11 protein-coding genes are annotated in these 18,389 nt (G+C 72.8%); 8 read left to right on the top strand and 3 right to left on the bottom strand.

Translation table 11 applies throughout. From position 1 onward, the window contains the following. Nucleotides 1-5: 5 nt before the first annotated feature. Nucleotides 6-995, bottom strand: a complete 990-nt coding sequence (locus MWU75_RS08950; protein ID WP_247089798.1) for a DUF3387 domain-containing protein — start codon at nt 993-995, stop codon at nt 6-8. A gap of 124 nt (nt 996-1,119) precedes the next feature. On the opposite strand from MWU75_RS08950, the gene MWU75_RS08945 reads away from it, so the two are divergent. Continuing rightward, a complete protein-coding gene (locus tag MWU75_RS08945; protein WP_247089796.1) occupies nt 1,120-2,007 on the top strand; it encodes a fructosamine kinase family protein in 888 nt (295 codons plus the stop codon). Between the two features lie 177 nt (nt 2,008-2,184). Here MWU75_RS08945 and MWU75_RS08940 read toward each other — a convergent pair whose 3' ends face one another. Beyond that, entirely contained in the window at nt 2,185-7,818 is a 5,634-nt protein-coding gene (locus MWU75_RS08940; protein ID WP_247089794.1) for a carboxyl transferase domain-containing protein, read from the bottom strand. Nucleotides 7,819-8,140: 322 nt separating this feature from the next. Further along, entirely contained in the window at nt 8,141-9,031 is an 891-nt protein-coding gene (locus MWU75_RS08935) for a hypothetical protein (protein ID WP_247089792.1), read from the bottom strand. A 120-nt stretch (nt 9,032-9,151) separates the two neighbouring features. Here MWU75_RS08935 and MWU75_RS08930 point away from each other — a divergent pair, with 120 nt between their 5' ends. The 7 genes from MWU75_RS08930 to MWU75_RS08900 form a co-directional block, all read left to right on the top strand. Next, nucleotides 9,152-10,174 carry a 3-oxoacyl-ACP synthase III gene (locus MWU75_RS08930; protein WP_247089790.1) on the top strand — a complete coding sequence of 341 codons (1,023 nt, stop codon included), beginning with the start codon at nt 9,152-9,154 and terminating at the stop codon, nt 10,172-10,174. After that, the gene (locus MWU75_RS08925; protein ID WP_247089788.1) at nt 10,171-12,894 is read left to right on the top strand and encodes an alpha/beta fold hydrolase; all 2,724 of its coding nucleotides are present in this window, start codon (nt 10,171-10,173) and stop codon (nt 12,892-12,894) included. The genes MWU75_RS08930 and MWU75_RS08925 overlap by 4 nt, the downstream gene beginning before the upstream one ends. Before the next feature lie 33 nt (nt 12,895-12,927). Then, nucleotides 12,928-13,923, top strand: a complete 996-nt coding sequence (locus MWU75_RS08920; RefSeq protein WP_247089786.1) for an NAD-dependent epimerase/dehydratase family protein — start codon at nt 12,928-12,930, stop codon at nt 13,921-13,923. Nucleotides 13,924-14,024: 101 nt separating this feature from the next. Beyond that, a complete protein-coding gene (locus MWU75_RS08915) occupies nt 14,025-15,224 on the top strand; it encodes an SGNH/GDSL hydrolase family protein (protein ID WP_247089784.1) in 1,200 nt (399 codons plus the stop codon). After that, a complete protein-coding gene (locus tag MWU75_RS08910; protein ID WP_247089782.1) occupies nt 15,221-15,874 on the top strand; it encodes a hypothetical protein in 654 nt (217 codons plus the stop codon). Before MWU75_RS08915 ends, MWU75_RS08910 begins: the two co-directional genes overlap by 4 nt. Before the next feature lie 77 nt (nt 15,875-15,951). Further along, nucleotides 15,952-17,175, top strand: a complete 1,224-nt coding sequence (locus MWU75_RS08905; RefSeq protein WP_247089781.1) for an acetyl-CoA C-acetyltransferase — start codon at nt 15,952-15,954, stop codon at nt 17,173-17,175. A 289-nt stretch (nt 17,176-17,464) separates the two neighbouring features. Continuing rightward, nucleotides 17,465-18,389, top strand: a 925-nt coding sequence (locus MWU75_RS08900; RefSeq protein ID WP_247089779.1) for a hypothetical protein, incomplete at its 3' end; no start/stop codon positions are given.

Genomic DNA, 18,389 nt, shown 5'->3' with positions numbered 1-18,389 from the left:
GTGTGTCAGGGCGTGCCTAGTCCGGCGTCGTGCCAGCGCAGCGACCGCAGGGCACGCAGCGTGTTCCACCGGCTCGGTGCGCCGTCCCCGTACTCCAGCTCGAAGTGCACGAGGCCGGGGTGGGTGTTCTCCTGCAGCCATGTCCCGTCGGGTTGGCGTCGGCCCCGGACGTGGTCGGCGGCCTCCGCCAGCCGCTGGTCCGGTGTGCCTCCCACGGCACGGAAGTAGTCGAACCCGCGCAGCACGTCATAGTGCCACTGCGGCGGGAACGAGAACTCCAGCCAGCGCGGGTCGACGACCTCGCCGGTGCTCAACCGGCGGCACAGCCGGCGCGCCAGGAGGTACTCCTCACCGCGCCGTCGCGCCTCGGCCACCTGCCGGGCACGGTCGGAGGGAGGCCCGGTCTGCGCCCGCTCCCACTCCAGCAGTCCCTCCAGGACACAGATGGTGGTGTGGAAGGAGGAGCGGGTCGAGCCGTTCTCCGCCTCGCAGTTCCACCCGCCGTCCTCCAGCTGCTCCCCGAGGAGGCGCGCCACGACGCCCTCCACGTCCTGCCCGAAGTAGGAACCGATGGCGACGGTGCCCCCGTTGATGCAGGGCTCGACCTCGCCCTCGAAGAAGGGCTCGCCGGCATACTCCCAGCGGCAGTGCTCTCGGACCCCGTCGATCGCGGCGCGCACCTCGGGGTCGGCAGGATCGACCCCGCACTCCCGCAGCAGCCGCAGCGTCGGCAGGGTCGCCACCCAGGGCTGCCCGTCCGGGTCACCGACCACCGGCCCCGGCGGACGCCAGCCCTGGCCGGGGAAGCACGCACCCCCGGCCCACTGCCCCTCGCTCTGCAGGTCGAGCAGCCGCCTGCCCCACCCGCTGCGGGCCACCCCGGCACGCTCCACCGCGACCTCCTGGGTCGGAGAGCCACTCAGGTCGCGCAGCACCTGCCAGCGGATCGCCGGGTCACCTGCCAGGAGCCAGTCCATCACCTCGTTGTCGTCCATGGACGGGACGGTAGGACGCAATGAGGACAGAAGGCTTCAGGTTTAGACCTGCTCCTCACGCTCCCGGATCGCCGAGCGGCTGACAGGGTGGTGCCAGACAGCCGAGCGCGACGAAGGGACCACGATGGATGACGGCACGCTCCCCGCGGACCTGGTCGCGGGCCTCGACGTCCAGCGGGCCACGCCCGTCAGCGGTGGCGACATCGCCCACGCCTACCGCCTCGAGACGCCGGACGGCCCGCTGTTCGCCAAGACCCACCCGACCCCCTCCCCCGGCATGTTCGAGCGCGAGGCCGCAGGCCTACGTGCCCTGCGCGAGCACACCCCCGCCGAGCTCGGGGTCCCGGAGGTGCTCCGTGAGTCCTGCCGCGGCCTGGTCCTGGAGTGGGTCGACGAGGGCAGTATGCCGTCAGGCCGGACCGAGGTCGCCCTCGGCGCAGCCCTGGCTCACCTCCACGGGGCCGGTTCGCGCACCGGCCGCACCCACTACGGCGGGCTCGAGGGCGACGCGGACGGCGCCACTCATGGCTACCTCGGCTCGGGCGCCGTCGACCTCACCCCGACGCAGGACTGGCCGGAGTTCTACCTGCACCGGCGTCTTGAGCCCCTGGTGATCCGAGCTGCTGGTGAGGGACGTCTGGACCCGGCGGCGATCGGCATACTGTCCGAGCTCGAGCCTCGCGCAGCAGAGCTGTGCGGCCCGATCTCCCACCCGGCCCTGCTCCACGGCGACCTATGGGCCGGCAACCGGCTCGTGGACACCGACGGTCGCAACTGGCTCATCGACCCGGCCTGCTTCTGGGGGCACCCGGAGGTGGACCTGGCAATGATGCAGCTCTTCGGCGGCTTCGGGCCGGAGTGCCTCGACGCCTACCAGGACGTCAGCCCGCTGGCCGACGGCTGGCGCGACCGGGTGGCGTGGTACCAGCTGGCGCCGCTGCTCGTGCACGCCATCCTGTTCGGCGGCGGCTACGGTGCGGCGGCGCTGCGGGCGCTCAGTCGCTACCGCTAGCCCACGCACCGCTTGTGCTGGCCCGCGACGCTCACTGCGTGGGTCTTGTTCCCTCTGGTGGACACAACCCCACGCAGTGGCCCGCGGCGTGCCCGGTCACCGGACCGGACGCATCAGGACGTGGGTGGCCGAGCCGGTGATGGGTGGCGGGCCAGCCCCGCGCACCCAGGACTTACCTCAACCCCGTGGGGGACTCCCCTCCAGCGTGGCGATCACGGCCGGACGCAGGTCGGCGGCGGCGATCACCGCATCGACCGAGCCGACCTCGACGGCGCGGTGGATGCTGTGCACGCTGTCGAACTCGGCGGCGATCTCGCTGATCTTGTCGGCCCTCAGCCCGGCCCGTACGTCCGCGAGCTCGACCATGAGCGCGGCGCGCTCCTCCTGCGGTGCGGCCGCGATGCGCTCCTGGAGGTCGCGGACCTCGGGGCTGGCCGCGGCACGCTTGTCCACCTCCCCGGCGAAGACGACCGCCGCCGCCGGGGCACCGCCCAGGACCGAGGCGAACGAGCCCTCGATGGCGAGCACCGTCATGCGCGGGTTGAGCCGCTTGGAGAAGACGACGAACGCGCCGCCGTGATAGCGGGAGATGACGCAGAACACGATGGGCCCGTCGAAGTTGACGATCGCCCGGCCGATCTCGGCACCGTACTCCAGCTGCAGGTGCCGCATTGAGTCGGGGGACCCGTCGAAGCCGGAGAGGTTGGCCAGCACCACCAGCGGCCGGTTGCCGCTGGCCGCGTTGATCGCGCGCGCCACCTTCTTGGACGACCGGGGGAAGAGCGTGCCTGCGGTGTAGGTGTCGGGCCCGTCGGTGGGCGGGAAGCCGTGCCGCGGCACCGGCCGCGACTCGATGCCCACCAACGCCACGGGATGGCCCCCGATGTGGGCGTCCTGCACCACGGCGGTGTCGGCGTCCGCCATGCCAGCCCACCGCTCCAGCGTCTGGTGGTCCTGGTCGACCAGCGCAGCCATCACCGTGCGGATGTCGAACGGCTTCTTGCGGTCCGGGTTCTTCTCCGCCGAGAAGATGTCGCCCACGGTGGTGAAGTCGGGTGATGCCGGGTGGACGTGGGGGTAGGTCGTGATGTCCCGTTCGGCGGGATCGGTCGTCCGGGCGCGGCGCGGGCCGTCCTCGCCGGGCGCGCTGTAGGTGTGCTCGTAGTGCGCCATGAGGGTGTCCACGGCGCCCGCGAGGTCGCGGGCCCAGTACTGCGCCTGCCCGTTGGGTCCCATGACGCGGTCGTAGCCGCCGATACCGTGGTTGTCCTCGGCCGAGACGCCGCCGGAGAAGTCCAGCGACTGCTTGCCGGTGAGCACCATCGCGCTGTCCGGCGTCATGACCAGGATGCCCTTGGTGTGCATGAGCATCGTGGCCTCGGCGTTCCAATAGGGCTGGGCCCCGACGTTGATCCCGGCGACGACCACGTTGATCTCGCCGCCGTCCTGGGTGAACTCCACGATGCGCTTGAGCGCCTCGGCGACCCAGTCCATGTTCTCCGTGCCCGAGTCCATCGACACTCGGGCCCCGGCCGAGAGGGCGAACCACTCGAGCGGGACGCCCTTCTCCTCGGCCAGGTCGATCGCGGCGATGATGCGGGTGCACTCGGGCTCGGACAGCGCCCCGAGCGCCTTGGTGGGGTCGCCGCAGAGCACGACGCGGGTGATCCCCTCCGGGTGCAGGTCGGTCGGCGTCGTGACGACGGCGACGATGATCGCGGCGCTGTTCAGTCCGCGCGGCCGGTCGACCGGCACCAGCCGACCGGTCTCGTCGAGGTCGTGCTCGACGAGGCTGCCGCCGGGACCGGTGATCACCTCGGCCAGCTCGTAGGGGTAGACCAGCCCGCGACGCCGCGACCGCAGCACCTTGCCGGCGTAGTCGTCGAGCGGCTGCAGCGGCTCCTCCGGCGGGGCCTCGAACGAGGCGACCACGCCACCCCCGGACTTGGCATGGAACCGGATCGCGACCGGCACCGGGGCACCGTCGGGACGCGCGACCCGTCCCTGGGCCACGACCTCCTCGAGCCCGGCGCGCTCGGTCAGCGGCGTGATCTTGTGCTGCAGCGCGGCCAGCTCCTCCGGCTTGGCCTCGATGACCGGCCACACGTGCACCCAGACGTGGTTGAGGTCGAGCTTGACCCCCTCGGCGCCGCGGGCGGTGCGCGCCCGGCGGATCGCCTCCAGGCAGCTCTCGACCGCCCGCTCGCCCTGGGGGATGCTCACGACCGCACCGCTCTCGTCCCGTATGACGGACAGCTGGCGGACCTGCGCCAGCGCCACCAGTCGCCGGTCACCCGGGTTGGAGGGCGCCACGCACTCGTAGAGGAGCACGTCGTCGGGCGCCTCGATGCGGGTGATGTCGAACTCGCGCAGGCGCCACAGGTCCAGGCGGCGACCCACCATGGGGTGGACACCGCGCACCAGGGTGTCCTCCTGGGTGCCGCCCGCGCCGTCCGGTCGGAAGGTCAGGTAGTCCACCTCGCGACCGCCGTCGGGGCACCCGCCCACGGCCACGCGCCGGCAGTCCGGCGGGAATCCCAGGCCGGCGAGGACGGCGGCCAGCTCCTCGCTGGCGCGGTCCGAGCTCTCCGGCATGCCCGGCCAGTGCAGGTAGAGGTCCATGACGACCTCGCCCAGCTCTCGGCCTCGCGCGACCTGCTCGGTCAGGGCTGCGACGAGGGCCGAGCCCGGGTCCCGGAGCTCGTCGAGCCGCCCGACCGTGGTGATCAGCCGCGTGGGCCGGTCGTCCAGGACGTAGTCGGCGGTCACCAGCTCGCGGTCCGCGACGCTCACCCGCTGCACGTCGTGCAGGTCGAACTCGCGATAGTGCCGACGCACCAGGACCTCCAGCAGCGGTTCCCACCTCGGCACGCCCTGCTCCAGGCGGTCGGCCAGGATCCCGGCGATCTGCACGGGGATCGCCACGATGGCCTCGATCCGCGCCGGTCGGTCGGGGACGTCCTCCGCGGCGGCGAGCTCGGCCACCTCCTCGGCGAGCCCCGCCAGGGCGGCCTCACGGACGGCGTCGACCATCTGCTCGTCGAACCACCGGAACCGGATGCTCCGGGCCATGTCGCTGATCGCCGGGTGCCGCAACTGGGTGGCCCGCACCAGGTGCTCGAGCACAGCGCGCGCCTCGGTCGCGCGGCCGTTGGGTGGCGGGGGGTCCGCGAGCCAGGCCTGCAGGAGCGCGGTGACGACCTGGAGGTCCTTGCTGCTGCGCTGCTGCGCCAGGAAGACCCGGAAGACGGCCTCCTCCAGGGCCTCGGTGCGCTCCAGCTCGGTCACGCCATAGTGGGACAGGACTGTGCGCAGCCGCTCGCTGAACGCCTCGGGCAGCGCGTCGCGCTCCACGTCCAGGCTCTGCAGGTAGGTGTGGAAGTGCTCCCGGGGGCTGTGCACCCGCAGCTCGGTCCGCACCTCGGCCTCGCTCGGGCGGTTACGGCTCAGCTCGGCGAGGTCGGCGAAGGTCGCCAACATCTCCATCTCGCCCTCGAGCGGGTCGACGCCCTGGGCACGCAACTCCGCGCGCACCCCGAGGTAGGAGGCCAGCAGGTCACGGTCGTCTTCCGGCGGCAGGTCATAGCCGAGCACCCGCGAAACGAGGGCGGCGCGCAGACTGTCCGCGCGGCTCTGCGGGGAGGCCGCCGCGGACTCGCTGGGCAGGTCCAGGTCGGGACCGGACTCCGCCTCCGCGGCCGCGCCCTCGGCCGCCCCGGCCTCCGCGGTGGGCTCCAGCCGCACCAGCGGCGCCCCCGTCTCGACCTGGCTGCCGGTGCGGACCATCAGCTCGCGCACGCGCCCGGCGAACGGGGCGTGCAGCACCGTCTCCATCTTCATGGCCTCGAGCACCAGGATCTGGGCTCCGGAGGCCACCTCGTCACCGACGGCGACCGGGGTGGCGACGACCAGGGCCGGGGACGGTGCACGCAGCACGCCGCCCTCGTCGCGGCTCACCCGGTGGATGACCTCGTCGACCTCGACCAGGTGGGTCGGGCCGTGGATGGCGCTGACGATGCGGTGCCGGCGGCCGTTGACGGTCAGGCGGCCGTGGAACTCACCGAGCCGCTCGACCTCGGCGTCGACGGTCTGCTCCTGCCCGGCACCGGCGACGGTGACCCGGAAGCGGTGCGGCCCGGTCTGCACCGTGGTCACCTGCCACGGGACGCCGCGCAGCTTGAGGTCGACCGGGCGCCCGACCTGGTGCTGCACCTGCGGGCGGCCACCCCGTGCGGTCTCCATGAGGCGAGAGACCTCGACCTGCAGCTCGTCGACGTAGGCGTCGATGCCGGCCGCGACCAGGGCCACCCCGGAGTGCTGGTGGCTGACCAGGCGGCCCTCGGCGCGCACCCGGTCGATCCACCCCGTGTCCGCCCACACGGTGGCGCTGCCCCCGTGCACCCCCGCTGGGGGCTCCGCCCCCAGACCCCCCTGCACCTCTCCCCACTCGGGGGTGCTGCTCACACCCTCAGGGGCGGCAGTCCCGCCATCCGGGCCGACGACCTCGGGCTCCCGCAGCAGCTGCAGGACGAAGCTCTTGTTGGTGGCACCGCCCTCGATGACCACCGTCGTCTCGGCCACGGCCCGCCGCAGCCGGGCGAGGGCCTCGCCACGGTCCCGGCCGTGGGCGATGATCTTGGCGATCATCGAGTCGAAGTCGGCCGGGATGCTGTCGCCCTCCCCGACGCCGGTGTCGACACGGATGCCCGGGCCTGTCGGAAACTCCAGCAGCGTGATGCGACCGGGGGCGGGCGCGAAGTCGCGGTCCGGGTCCTCGGCGTTGAGCCGCGCCTCGACGGCGTGCCCGGTCTCGACCGGCCGCTCCCCCTCGAGCCGGCCACCGGCTGCGACGTGCAGCTGCGCCCGCACCAGGTCCACGCCGGTGGTGGCCTCGGTGATGGGGTGCTCCACCTGTAGTCGCGTGTTGACCTCCAGGAAGGCGAACTGCCTGCTTCCCGGGTGATACAGGAACTCGACGGTGCCCGCGCCCTGGTAGCCGACCGCGAGGACGAGCCGCTCCGCCGAGGCCTTGAGGTCCTCGGCCTGCTCGGGCGTCAGCAGCGGCGAGGCCGACTCCTCGATGATCTTCTGGTTGCGGCGCTGCACCGAGCAGTCCCGGACGCCGATCGCCCAGGCCGTGCCGTGACCGTCCGCGATCACCTGCACCTCGACGTGCCGGGCACCGGTGACCAGGCTCTCCAGGAACACGACGCCGCTGCCGAAGGCCCGCTCGGCCTCGTCCCGGGTCCGCTGGTAGACCTCGCGCAACTCGGCCTCGTCGGCCACCTTGCGGATGCCGCGCCCTCCCCCGCCGGCGCTGGCCTTGAGCATCAGCGGATAGCCGATGTCGGCCGCGGACGCCACGGCGTCCTCGAGGGTGTCCAGGCCGCCACGGCTCCACGGCGCGACGGGGACCCCGACCTCCTCGGCGATCAGCTTGGAGCCGATCTTGTCGCCGAGCTTGCGCATGGCCTCGGCGCTCGGCCCGATGAAGGTCACGCCCAACCGGTCGCACAGCTCGACGAAGGCCGGGTCCTCGGCGACGAACCCCCACCCGACCCACACGGCGTCGGCACGGGTCTCCACGAGCGCCCGCTCCAGGACGGCGAGGTCGAGATACGGGCGCGCCGAGGCGGGTCCGAGCAGGTAGGTGCTGTGCGCCTCCCGGACGAACATCGCGGTCCGGTCGACGTCGGTGTAGAGAGCGATCGTGTGCAGCCGTGGGCCGCCGCTGGCGTTGTGGTCCCGCACGGCGTGGATCAGCCGGACCGCGGCCTCACCACGGTTGACAATGGCGATACGAGAGAACATCCGTCTCCAACTGTGTCGTGCGGCGGGGGCCGGCGGTGGGGGTGCCTCCTGACGTTGCCATGTCCGGGCGACTACTCGCTAGTCGACGCCCCGCTGACCGGGCAACTGGGTCCGTGGCCACTGGACGCCAACCGTACTCCCGCGCCCGCCACGCGGCACCCTCCACGCACCGCACACCCGGGCCCGCGCCTGGCCGCAGGCGGCGCGGCACCCTCCCCCACGACATACTGCCCCCGCGGCCACGGGGGCTGCGGAGGCAGTATGTCGACGGGCCGGGTCTCCCCGGACCTCACGTCAGAGGCTGGTCGTCACAGGTTGCTCGTCACGGGCTGGTCGGCATCCCGCCGGGCATCTCCATGACGTTGGTCGGAGCGGTGATGTCCACCGGCTCGCCCCATCCCTCCATCTTCATGACGGTCTCGGCTCCCGCGAGGTCGAAGGTGACCTGACGCATGAAGTTCTGGTCGTCCAGCCACACGTTGTAGGTGAGCTCGGAGGGCATACCGGCCATGTCCTCGGTCTCGATCGCGGTCGTGTCCAGCAGCAGCTCGTACTTGTTGAGCGTCTCGCCGTCGACGTCCTCCGGGCCGACGAAGGTGACGGTCTGGGCGCCCGCCTCCCACTCGTCCCACTGCGAGGTCATGTCCACCTGGTTGGTGAACTCCTCGGCGTCCTCGCCCATGACCTCCTCGAGAGGCATCTGGATGAACTGCCCCTCCTCGGTCAGGCCCGGCATCGCGATGTAGGCGCTACCGTCGACCATGATCATGTGGATATTGCCCATGCCGGGCATCTCCATGGTGATGTCCATAGCCGGGGCGTCGCCGCTCAGGTCGGCCTTGCCTGCCATGGTGACCGCCTGGCCCTCGACCTGCATGTCCATGTTCATGGTGAACGTGGTCATGTTCTCCATGCCGGGGCTCTTCAGCTGCGCGACGAAGTCGGCCGGGTCGATCTCCTCACCCGCCGCGGCCTCGCCGCCGGTGTCGCCACCCTCGGTCTGCTCGCCACCGTCGGCGGCCTCGGTCTCCTCGCCGGTGTCCGTGCCCTCGTCGGTGCCCTCGGTCTCAGCCCCCTCGTCGCTGCCGGTGTCCTCGGCGCTGGTGGTCTCCGGCTCCTCAACCTCCGGTGAGTCATCCCCACATGCGGCCAGCGTCAGCACAAGGGCCCCGCTCGCTGCAATCATCCCCCACGTCGTGGTGTTCCTGCGCATAATGACCTTCTCCCTGAGTGCGGTCGTGGTGCTGTCAGCACCCCATCGTTTCACAACCTCGAGGCGGGCTGTGTTCTCATTGATTCACTTGACAGACGACTCGCAGAGCCCAGAGGTTCCATGAACGGCAACACCATCTTCCGGCACCACGACACCGCTGTGCTGTCCGTCACGGCAGTCGACGCGCCGGTGGTGGTCACCTCGGCCGAGTTCGACGAGCGCCTGGCGGAGACCTACCAGCGCACCAACATGCGCCCCGGCATGCTCACCAAGCTGGCCGGGATCCGTGAGCGTCGCTGGTGGCCCGACGGCACGACCTTCGTCGACGGTGCCATCGAGGCCGGCGCCAAGGCGATCGCCGAGGCCGGGGTCGACCCGGCCCGGGTGGGCCTGATGATCAACACCTCGGTCTCGCGGGAGCACCTGGAGCCCTCGATCGCGGTCAAGATCCACGCCGAGCTGGGGCTGCCGTCCAGCTGCCTCAACTTCGACCTGACCAACGCCTGCCTCGGGTTCGTCAACGGGATGCAGCTGGCCGCGACGATGATCGACGCCGGCCAGATCGACTACGCCGTGATCGTCGACGGAGAGGGCTCGCGTCCCGCGCAGGAGAGCGCGCTGCAGCGGCTGTCCAGCCCGGAGGCCACGGCAGAGGACCTGCAGAGCGAGTTCGCCACCCTCACCCTCGGGTCGGGTGCCGCCGCGATGGTCCTGGGGCGGGCCAGCGAGCACCCGGAGGGTCACCGGATCATCGGTGGTGCCTCCCGCGCCGCGACCCAGCACCACGAGCTGTGCATCGGCGACTACGAGAAGATGAGCACCGACACCAAGGGGCTGCTGGTCGCGGGCATGCAGCTGGCCGGCGACCTGTGGAGGGACGCCGCCGACGACTTCGACTGGGCCGACATGGACTGCTACGTCGTGCACCAGGTCTCGACGGTCCACACCGGACGCACCGCCAGGGTCCTGGGCCTGCCCGAGGACCGCATCCCGCTGACCTTCCCGACGTTCGGCAACATCGGCCCGGCCGCGGTGGCGGTGACGCTGGCCAAGCAGGTCGAGCACCTGACCCCGGGCGACCGGGTGCTGATGATGGGCATCGGCTCCGGGCTCAACATGACCTGCCTGGAACTGGCCTGGTGACCGCCGGGGCGCCCCCGGCCCAGGACCAGGCCGGCCCCCGCACCGGCGCGGCCCTCCCGGGGGTGGACCCGGCCTGGTCCCGCACCGTCGAGACGCCCCCGGGGGTCGACCCCACCTGGTCCCGCACCGTCGAGACTCTCCCTGGGGTCGACCCCGCCTGGTCCCGCATCGTCGAGGCTCCCGACGCCGAGGGCGTCACCCGCACCTGGCACGTGCTCGACAACGGGCCCCTGCTCGAGGCGACCGGCGTCCCCGTCGAGCACACCCTGCTGTGCGTGCACGGCAACCCGACCTGGTCCTACCTGTGGCGCCGCGTCCTGCAGACCGCTCCCCCCGGCTGGCGCGTGGTCGCCGTGGACCACCTCGGCATGGGCTACTCCGAGCGCACCGAGGCCCCCCGCACGCTCGCCCAGCGCGTCGAGGACCTGTCCCGGCTGACCGACGCACTGGGCCTCGACGGCCCGGTCGCGACGCTCGCGCACGACTGGGGCGGCCCGATCAGCCTGGGCTGGGCGCTGGCCCACCGCGACCAGCTCACGCAGGTCGCGCTCACCAACACCGCCGTCCACCAGCCCGAGGGCTCCCCGTGGCCCGCGGCGATCGCCGCGGTCCGCACGCCCCCGCTGCTGGACCTGGTGTGCCGCCGCACCCCCGGCTTCGTGCTCGCCGCCACCGCCACCGTGCGCCCCGCCCTCCCGGCACCGGTGCGCCGGGCGTTCGCCGCGCCATACTCCACGACGGCCCGCCGGGAGGCGATCGGCGACTTCGTGCAGGACATCCCGACCACGCCGGACCACCCCAGCCATGCCGAGCTGGACCGGATCGCGCGCGGCCTGGACTCGCTGGCCGAGGTGCCGACGCTCATGGTCTGGGGCATGCGTGACCCGGTGTTCTGCGGCCGCTACCTGGCCGACCTGCAGCGCCGCCTCCCGCACGCCGACGTGCACGCCTACCCGGACGCCTCGCACCTGGTGCTCGAGGACCGGCCCGAGGGGGTCGCCGTGATCTGGGACTGGCTCACCTCCCGGCAGCCCCCGGTCGCGGACGCGCCGGCCCCGGTCGTGCCGATCCGGGTGGACACGACCGCTCCCGACGACACCGCGATCGTGGAGCTCACCGGCACCGGCGGCGAGATCAGCTTCGGTGCCCTACACCGGCGGGTGGAGGGCCTGGCCCGCGGCCTGCACGCCCGCGGGGTGCGCCCCGGTCAGCGGGTCGCGCTGCTGGTCCGCCCGGGCATCGACCTGACCAGCGTGCTGTATGCCGTGTGGCGGCTGGGTGCTGTCGCCGTCGTCGCTGACGCGGGGCTGGGTCTGCGGCGGCTCGGGGCCGCCCTGCGGGGCGCGGCCCCGGAGCACGTCATCGGTTTCCCCACAGCGCGCGCGATCGTCGTGGCCGCAGGGGTGCCGGGGCAGTGGATCCGGCTGGGCGAGGGTGACGTCGCGGCGCTCATCGCCGAGGGCGCAGCCCACCAGGTCCCCGCCCACGACCTGGTGAGCGCCACCTCCGCCCTCGACCAGGACGGCGCCGTACTCTTCACCTCCGGCGCCACCGGACCACCCAAGGGCGTGGTCTACACCCGGCGCCAGGTCGGCGCCCAGGTGGCGCTGCTGCGCGACACCTTCGGCTTCCGGCCCGGGGCACGGTTCGTCGCGGCCTTCGCGCCGTTCGCGCTCTACGGCCCGGCGCTTGGGATGGCCTCGGCCGTGCCCGACATGGACGTGACGGCACCGGACACGCTGAGCGCCGGCGCCCTGGCCGACGCGGTGGCGGCGATCGACGCCACGGTCGTCTTTGCCTCCCCCGCAGCGCTGGACAACGTCGTGGCGACCGCCGACCAGCTGTCGCGCGCCCAGCTCGAGCAGCTGCGGCGACCCCGCCTCATCCTGTCGGCCGGTGCCCCGGTGCCCGCGGCGCTGCTCCGCCGCCTCAAGGAGCTCCTGCCTGGCGCGGCGACGCACACGCCCTACGGCATGACCGAGGCCCTCCCCGTGGCGACCCTGGACCCGACCACCCTCGATCCGGCCGACCCCGCGGACCGCGACCGCGGCGTCTGCGTCGGCCTGCCCCTGCCCGGGGTCACCGTGCGCCTCGCCGCCCTGCGGCCCGACGGGACCGCGGTGGAGGAGCTCACGGGCGATCCCGGCGTGACCGGCGAGATCGTCGTCCGTGCGCCGCACGTCAAGGAGCGCTACGACCGTCTGTGGGCCACCCAGCGGGCCAGCGCCCGGCCGGCGGGCTGGCACCGCACCGGCGACGTCGGGCACCTGGACGACCGCGGCCGGCTGTGGGTCGAGGGGCGGCTCGCGCACGTCCTGACCACTCCCGAGGGCCCCCTCCCCCCGTATGCCGTGGAGCAGGCCATCGAGTCCGTCCCCGGGGTGCGGCGCGCGGCCGTCGTCGGGGTCGGGCCGGTCGGGACGCAGCAGGTCGTGGCGGTCGTCGTGCCGCAGGGCGCGCGGCCGGACCGTCGCCTGGCCAGGACGTCCCGGACGGACACCAGCGTGCCACCGGACATCGCGCGCCAGGTGCGGGCCGCCGCGAGGGTGCCCGTCGCCGCGGTGCTGCGGCGCGACTGGCTGCCGGTCGACATCCGGCACGCCGCCAAGGTCGACCGCACCGAGCTCGCCCGCTGGGCGACCGCGCTCCTGCACGGTCGGGCCGCCGCGCGGGAGGCCTTCCGTCGCCACCCGAAGGCGCCGAGCCGCAGGAGTCGTTGATGCGCGGGAGTCGTTGATGCGCGGGAGTCGTTGATGCGCAGCAGAGTCCTCGTCACCGGAGCGAGCGGGATGCTGGGCCGTGCCGTCGCGGACACCCTGGCCGCGCGGGGCGACGAGGTGACCGTGCTCCAGCGTCGCCCCTCCGGCAGCCCCCACCGCGAGGTGCTCGGGGACGTCGCCGACCCGGTGGCCGTGTCGGACGCCCTCGCCGGGCAGGACGCGGTGATCCACCTGGCCGCCAAGGTGGACGTGGTCGGGGCGTGGGAGGACTACCGCCGCACCAACATCGACGGCACCCGGACCCTGGTCGAGGCGGCCCGGGCGGGCAGCGTCGCGCGCTTCGTGCAGGTGTCCTCGCCCTCGGTGGCGCACGCCGGCAGCTCGCTGGCCGGCGTCGGCGCCGGTCCGGCCGACCCGGAGCGCGCCCGCGGCAACTACGCCCGGAGCAAGGCGGCCGCGGAGCTGATCGCGCTGGACGCCGACGGGGACGACCTCACGGTGACCGCGGTCCGGCCGCACCTGGTGTGGGGCCCGGGCGACACCCAGCTGATCGGCCGCATCCTGGCACGCGCCCGGTCCGGACGCCTGCCGCTGCTCGGGCGGGGCACCAGCCTGGTGGACACCACCTACGTCACCAACGCCGCGGACGCTCTGGTGGCCGCGCTCGACCGCGCCGACGTCGCGCGTGGGCAGGCGCTGGTCGTGACCAACGGGGAGCCGCGACCGATCGGTGAGCTGATCGGCGACATCTGTCGGGCGGGCGGGGCGCCGCCACCGCGGCTGCGCATCCCGGCCCGTGTGGCCTGGGTCGCGGGCGCAGCGGTCGAGGGTGCGATGGCACTCTCGACCACGGTCCCCGGGCTACCGGAGATCACCGAGCCCCCGCTGACCCGGTTCCTCGCCGAGCAGTTGTCGACCGCCCACTGGTTCGACCAGCGGCACACCCGCGCGGTGCTGGACTGGACCCCGGCCGTGACCCTGGACGAGGGACTGAGAGAACTGGCTGCGGCACACTCTGCGGACGGCTAGCGTTGTCCCTGACGAAGGGCGTCGGCACAGACGACTGCGCAGGCGCTCCCGTGACGTGGTGACAGACGTCGCAGGACACGAGGAACTGGGGTCGAGGGAGCATGAGTAGGGCATCACGAGCGCGCCGGGTGGCCGCTGCCGCGGCGTACGGCGGCGGAGGCATGGCCGCAGCCGGCCTGGCCGGTCTCGCCCTATTGCGCGCCGAGGTGCTGATCGCCAAGCGAATCATCGGTGAGGGTGCGGGGACACCCCGACCAGCGGACGGCACCTACGGCGCGGGCTTCGGGGAGGCCCACCGGATCCTGATGCTCGGCGACAGCACCGCCGCCGGGGTGGGCGCCACCCGGTCCGAGGAGACCATCGGCGCGATCGTCGCCACGGGCGTCGCCGCCCTGACCGGTCACCCGGTCGAGCTCTGCAACGCCTCGCGCAGCGGAGCCACCTCACCGCAGCTGCTCGGCCAGCTGGAGCACGGCCTGACCCAGATGCCCGAGCCGGATGTGGCGATCATCATGATCGGGGCCAACGACGTCAAGGAACGACTCGACCGTGCCGCGTCGGTCCGCGCCCTGAGCGAGACAGTGACCCGGCTGGTGGAGTTGGGCGTCGGGGTCGTCGTCGGCACCTGCCCCGACCTGGGCACCGTCCGACCCATCCCCCAGCCGCTACGGGCCCTGGTCCAGCGGTGGAGCCGCGACCTGGCCGCGGCACAGACGGTGGCCGTGGTCGAGGCCGGCGGGCGCACCGTGTCGACCGGCGACCTGCTGGGCCCGACCTTCCGGGAGTCCCCCACCCAGATGTTCAGCGCCGACGGTCTGCACCCCTCGTCGGCCGGCTACGCCCGGGCCGCAGCGGCCCTGCTGCCCAGCGTCGTGGACGCCCTCGGCCTCCACACCCTGGACACCGGGCGCATCCCGGACCACCGGCGAGGCGAGCACGTCGAGCCGCTCCCGGAGGCCGCCCAGCGCGCGGTCCTCGACCCCGGCAGCGAGGTCAGCGCGGTCGACGTGGACGGGCGGTCGCGCGGCGAGCGGGGCCGCTGGGCACAACTGCTGCGACGCCATCGCCATCCGGCACCTGACGAGACCGCGGACGACAGCCCCGGGAGCGCCGACACAGCTAGCCACGACTCGAGCGACGCCGACGATTCCGGGGCAGCCAGACCGGGCGCGATCGATGCCGACGATTCCGGGGCAGCCAGACCGGGCGCGAGCGATGCCAACGCATCTGGGCAAGTCAGGGCAGACACACCCACCTCAGATGACGTGGACGCAGGTGCAGCGGAGCACGGCTCCGGATGACGAGGGAGCGCGCGGCGGGAGACCCGGCCCCGCAGGATCTGGACCAAGGTGGCCTGCTCAGCCATCCGTGGAGACCCTGGGAGCCGGAGCAGGTGGCACCCCTGCTGGACGCGACCGGCCGTCCGTGGCTGATCGCCGGCGGCTTCGCCATCGACCTGTTCGTGGGTCGACGGACCCGGGAGCACGCCGACCTCGACGTCTTCCTCCTGCGCCGGGACCAGCAGGTGGTCCACGAGTCCCTCCCGGGGTGGGAGATCTACGCCGCGGACCCACCCGGTCACCTGCGGACCTGGCTGGCCGGCGAAACCCTGCCCGCCGGCGTGCACGACATCTGGTGCCGACCGTCCGCCGACGAGCCGTGGCGGGTGCAGTTCATGCTGGACGAGGCCGACTGCCAGACCTGGGTCTCCCGGCGCAACTCTCAGGTGAGGCGTCCGCTCGGTGAGCTCCGGCATACTGCCGCCGACGGTATCCCCTTCCTCGCGCCGGAGGTGCAGCTGTTCTACAAGGCCAGCGGCCGGCGACCCAAGGACGAGCAGGATCTCGAGGTCGCTCTCCCCCACCTCTCCGGACCCCAGCGGGACTGGCTGGCGCAGGCCATACTCACCACCGAGCCCGCCCATCCGTGGCTGGCACGGCTGGCGCGCTGAGCGTCACGGGGGACACCGACGGTGATCTGGTCGGGCGGTGCTCCTAGACTCGGTGACACCGAACCACAGGAGGAAACATGCCCGAGGCCGTCATCGTCGCAGCCGCCCGCACCCCGATCGGCCGCGCCTTCAAGGGGTCCCTGACCACCGTGCGTCCCGACGACCTCGCCGCCGGCGTGATCCGCGCGGCCCTGGACCAGGTGCCCGCGCTCGACCCGACCACCATCGACGACCTCTACCTGGGGTGCGCCGAGCCGTGGGGCGAGCACGGCAGCAACATGGCCCGCGTGGTGTCGGTGCTCCTCGGTTATGACACCCTGCCCGGCTCCACCATCAACCGGTTCTGCGCCTCCTCCGTGCAGACCACCCGGATGGCCCTGCACGCGATCCGCGCCGGTGAGGGCGACATCTTCGTCAGCGCGGGTGTCGAGGCGGTGTCGCGCTATGCCGACTTCTCCGGAGCCGGCGGCAGCAAGGCGGAGTGGCAGAACCCGAAGTTCGCCGACGCGATCGAGCGCAGCGCGAAGATCGCCGAGACCAACCAGACCTGGACCGACCCGCGCGAGGAGGGGCTGCTGCCCGACATCTATCTCGCGATGGGCCAGACCGCCGAGAACGTCGCCACGTCCCGCGGGGTCTCCCGGGAGCGCCAGGACGAGTGGGGTGTCACCAGCCAGAACCGCGCCGAGGCCGCCATCGCATCCGGGGTCTTCGAGCGGGAGATCGCCCCGGTCACCCTGGCCGACGGCACGGTCGTGAGCACCGACGACGGTCCCCGCCCCGGTGTGACGCTGGAGAAGGTCTCCCAGCTGCAGCCGGTCTTCCGCGAGGACGGCACCATCACCGCCGGCAACTGCTGCGCCCTCAATGATGGGGCCGCTGCCCTGGTGATCATGAGCGACACAAAGGCCAAGGAGCTGGGGTTGACCCCGCTGGCCCGTGTCGTGTCCACCGGCGTCTCCGCGCTCTCCCCCGAGGTCATGGGCCTGGGGCCGGTCGAGGCATCGCGCCAGGCGCTGGCCCGGGCGGGCATGTCGATCGGGGACATGGACCTGTATGAGATCAACGAGGCCTTCGCCGCGCAGGTGCTGCCCAGCGCCGACGACCTCGGCATGGACTTCGACAAGCTCAACGTCCACGGCGGCGCGATCGCCCTGGGCCACCCGTTCGGCTCCACCGGCGCCCGCATCAGCACCACGCTGATCAACGCGCTGCAGACCCGGGACGGCCAGTTCGGCCTGGAGACGATGTGCGTGGGCGGCGGCCAGGGCATGGCCGTCATCCTGGAGCGTCTCAGCTGACGCTCTCCTGACGCGACGAGCGCCGGCACCCCGGGTGGGTGCCGGCGCTTCGCTGTCTCGGGCAGTATGCCGGGTCGGCCAGTCCTGCTCTCGGCTCGCTGCTCTGTGGACAGCGCGAACCCGCTGTCGGCGGTGGGTGTCAGGGTGGGGACCACTGGTTGAGAGCAGTGGCTTTTCCACAGTGGTGGGCGTGTCGCCCGCCGATTGTCGTACATCTGTTCTAGACTGGGGTTGTTGGTCAGCGAGACCGACAACGAAGGGACAACACCGGGGAAGGGGTGTGGGGTCAATGACCGTTCGGGCGCTGGAGCGTGGTCTGGAGACCCGGTTGAGCCACCACCTGGCCTCTCTGGGGATTTCCGACCCGAACGTGGCTCCTTCGGGGCGGATCGTGCCGGCCCCTGGTCAGGACGTGGCCCGTTGGGTCCGGGTGCACCGGTACTCTCCCGAGGTCCCGGTCCGGGTGGTCCTGGACGGGCCCGGCGCCACCGCCCGGGGCCAGGACGCCGCCGCCACCGACGCCCAAGCCAACGACCCTGCTGGCACCGACTCCTGCGGCACCGGTCCCTGCGCCGCTGACTCTCCCGTGGACGAGCGGGACGTGGCGGCCCGGTTGCGGGCGGTCCTGGCCGAGGTCGGTGTGGCCGAGGGGATGGTCGAGGCACTGAGCCAGGTCGCTCTCGCGTGTGCGACGGTGACCAACCCGCAGGTCCGGGCGGCACGGGCCGCGCACGAGGTCACGGGGACCGACCTGGAGGCCGGCAGGGACAGTTCCAGCGGTCAGTCCGGGGCGCCGGCCGACGAGGAGGAGGAGGGGCCCGGTGAGGTCGGTGCCGCGGTGGCCCGGGGCCGGGTGCTGCTGTCCAGTGTGGAGACACTGCTGGCCGCGACCGCGAAGCTGGAGGCGGTCGCGGTGGCCGGGACGACGTTGTTGACGATGGCGGTGGGGCGGGTGCTGCTGGTCGACAAGGGCGTGGCCGACCCCCAGGAGCTGTCGGCCACCGCCCGGGAGGAGTGGAGGGCCAAGGCCAAGTCCCGCACCCGGGCCGAGTTGATGGCTGCGACCGGGCGGGCCACCGGCGAGATCACCGACCTGGTGTCCCTGGCCACCGCCCCGGCCGCGGTGACCGGCCCGGTCGAGCGTGCGATGGCCGCCGGGGAAGCGGGCTGGACGCTGGTGCGCCGCTACCACCGCGCCTGCGCCGACCTGGACA

It is taken from the genome of Ornithinimicrobium sp. F0845 (assembly GCF_023015765.1).
GTDB lineage: Bacteria > Actinomycetota > Actinomycetes > Actinomycetales > Dermatophilaceae > Ornithinicoccus.
This window is presented reverse-complemented; position numbering and strand designations above follow the sequence as displayed.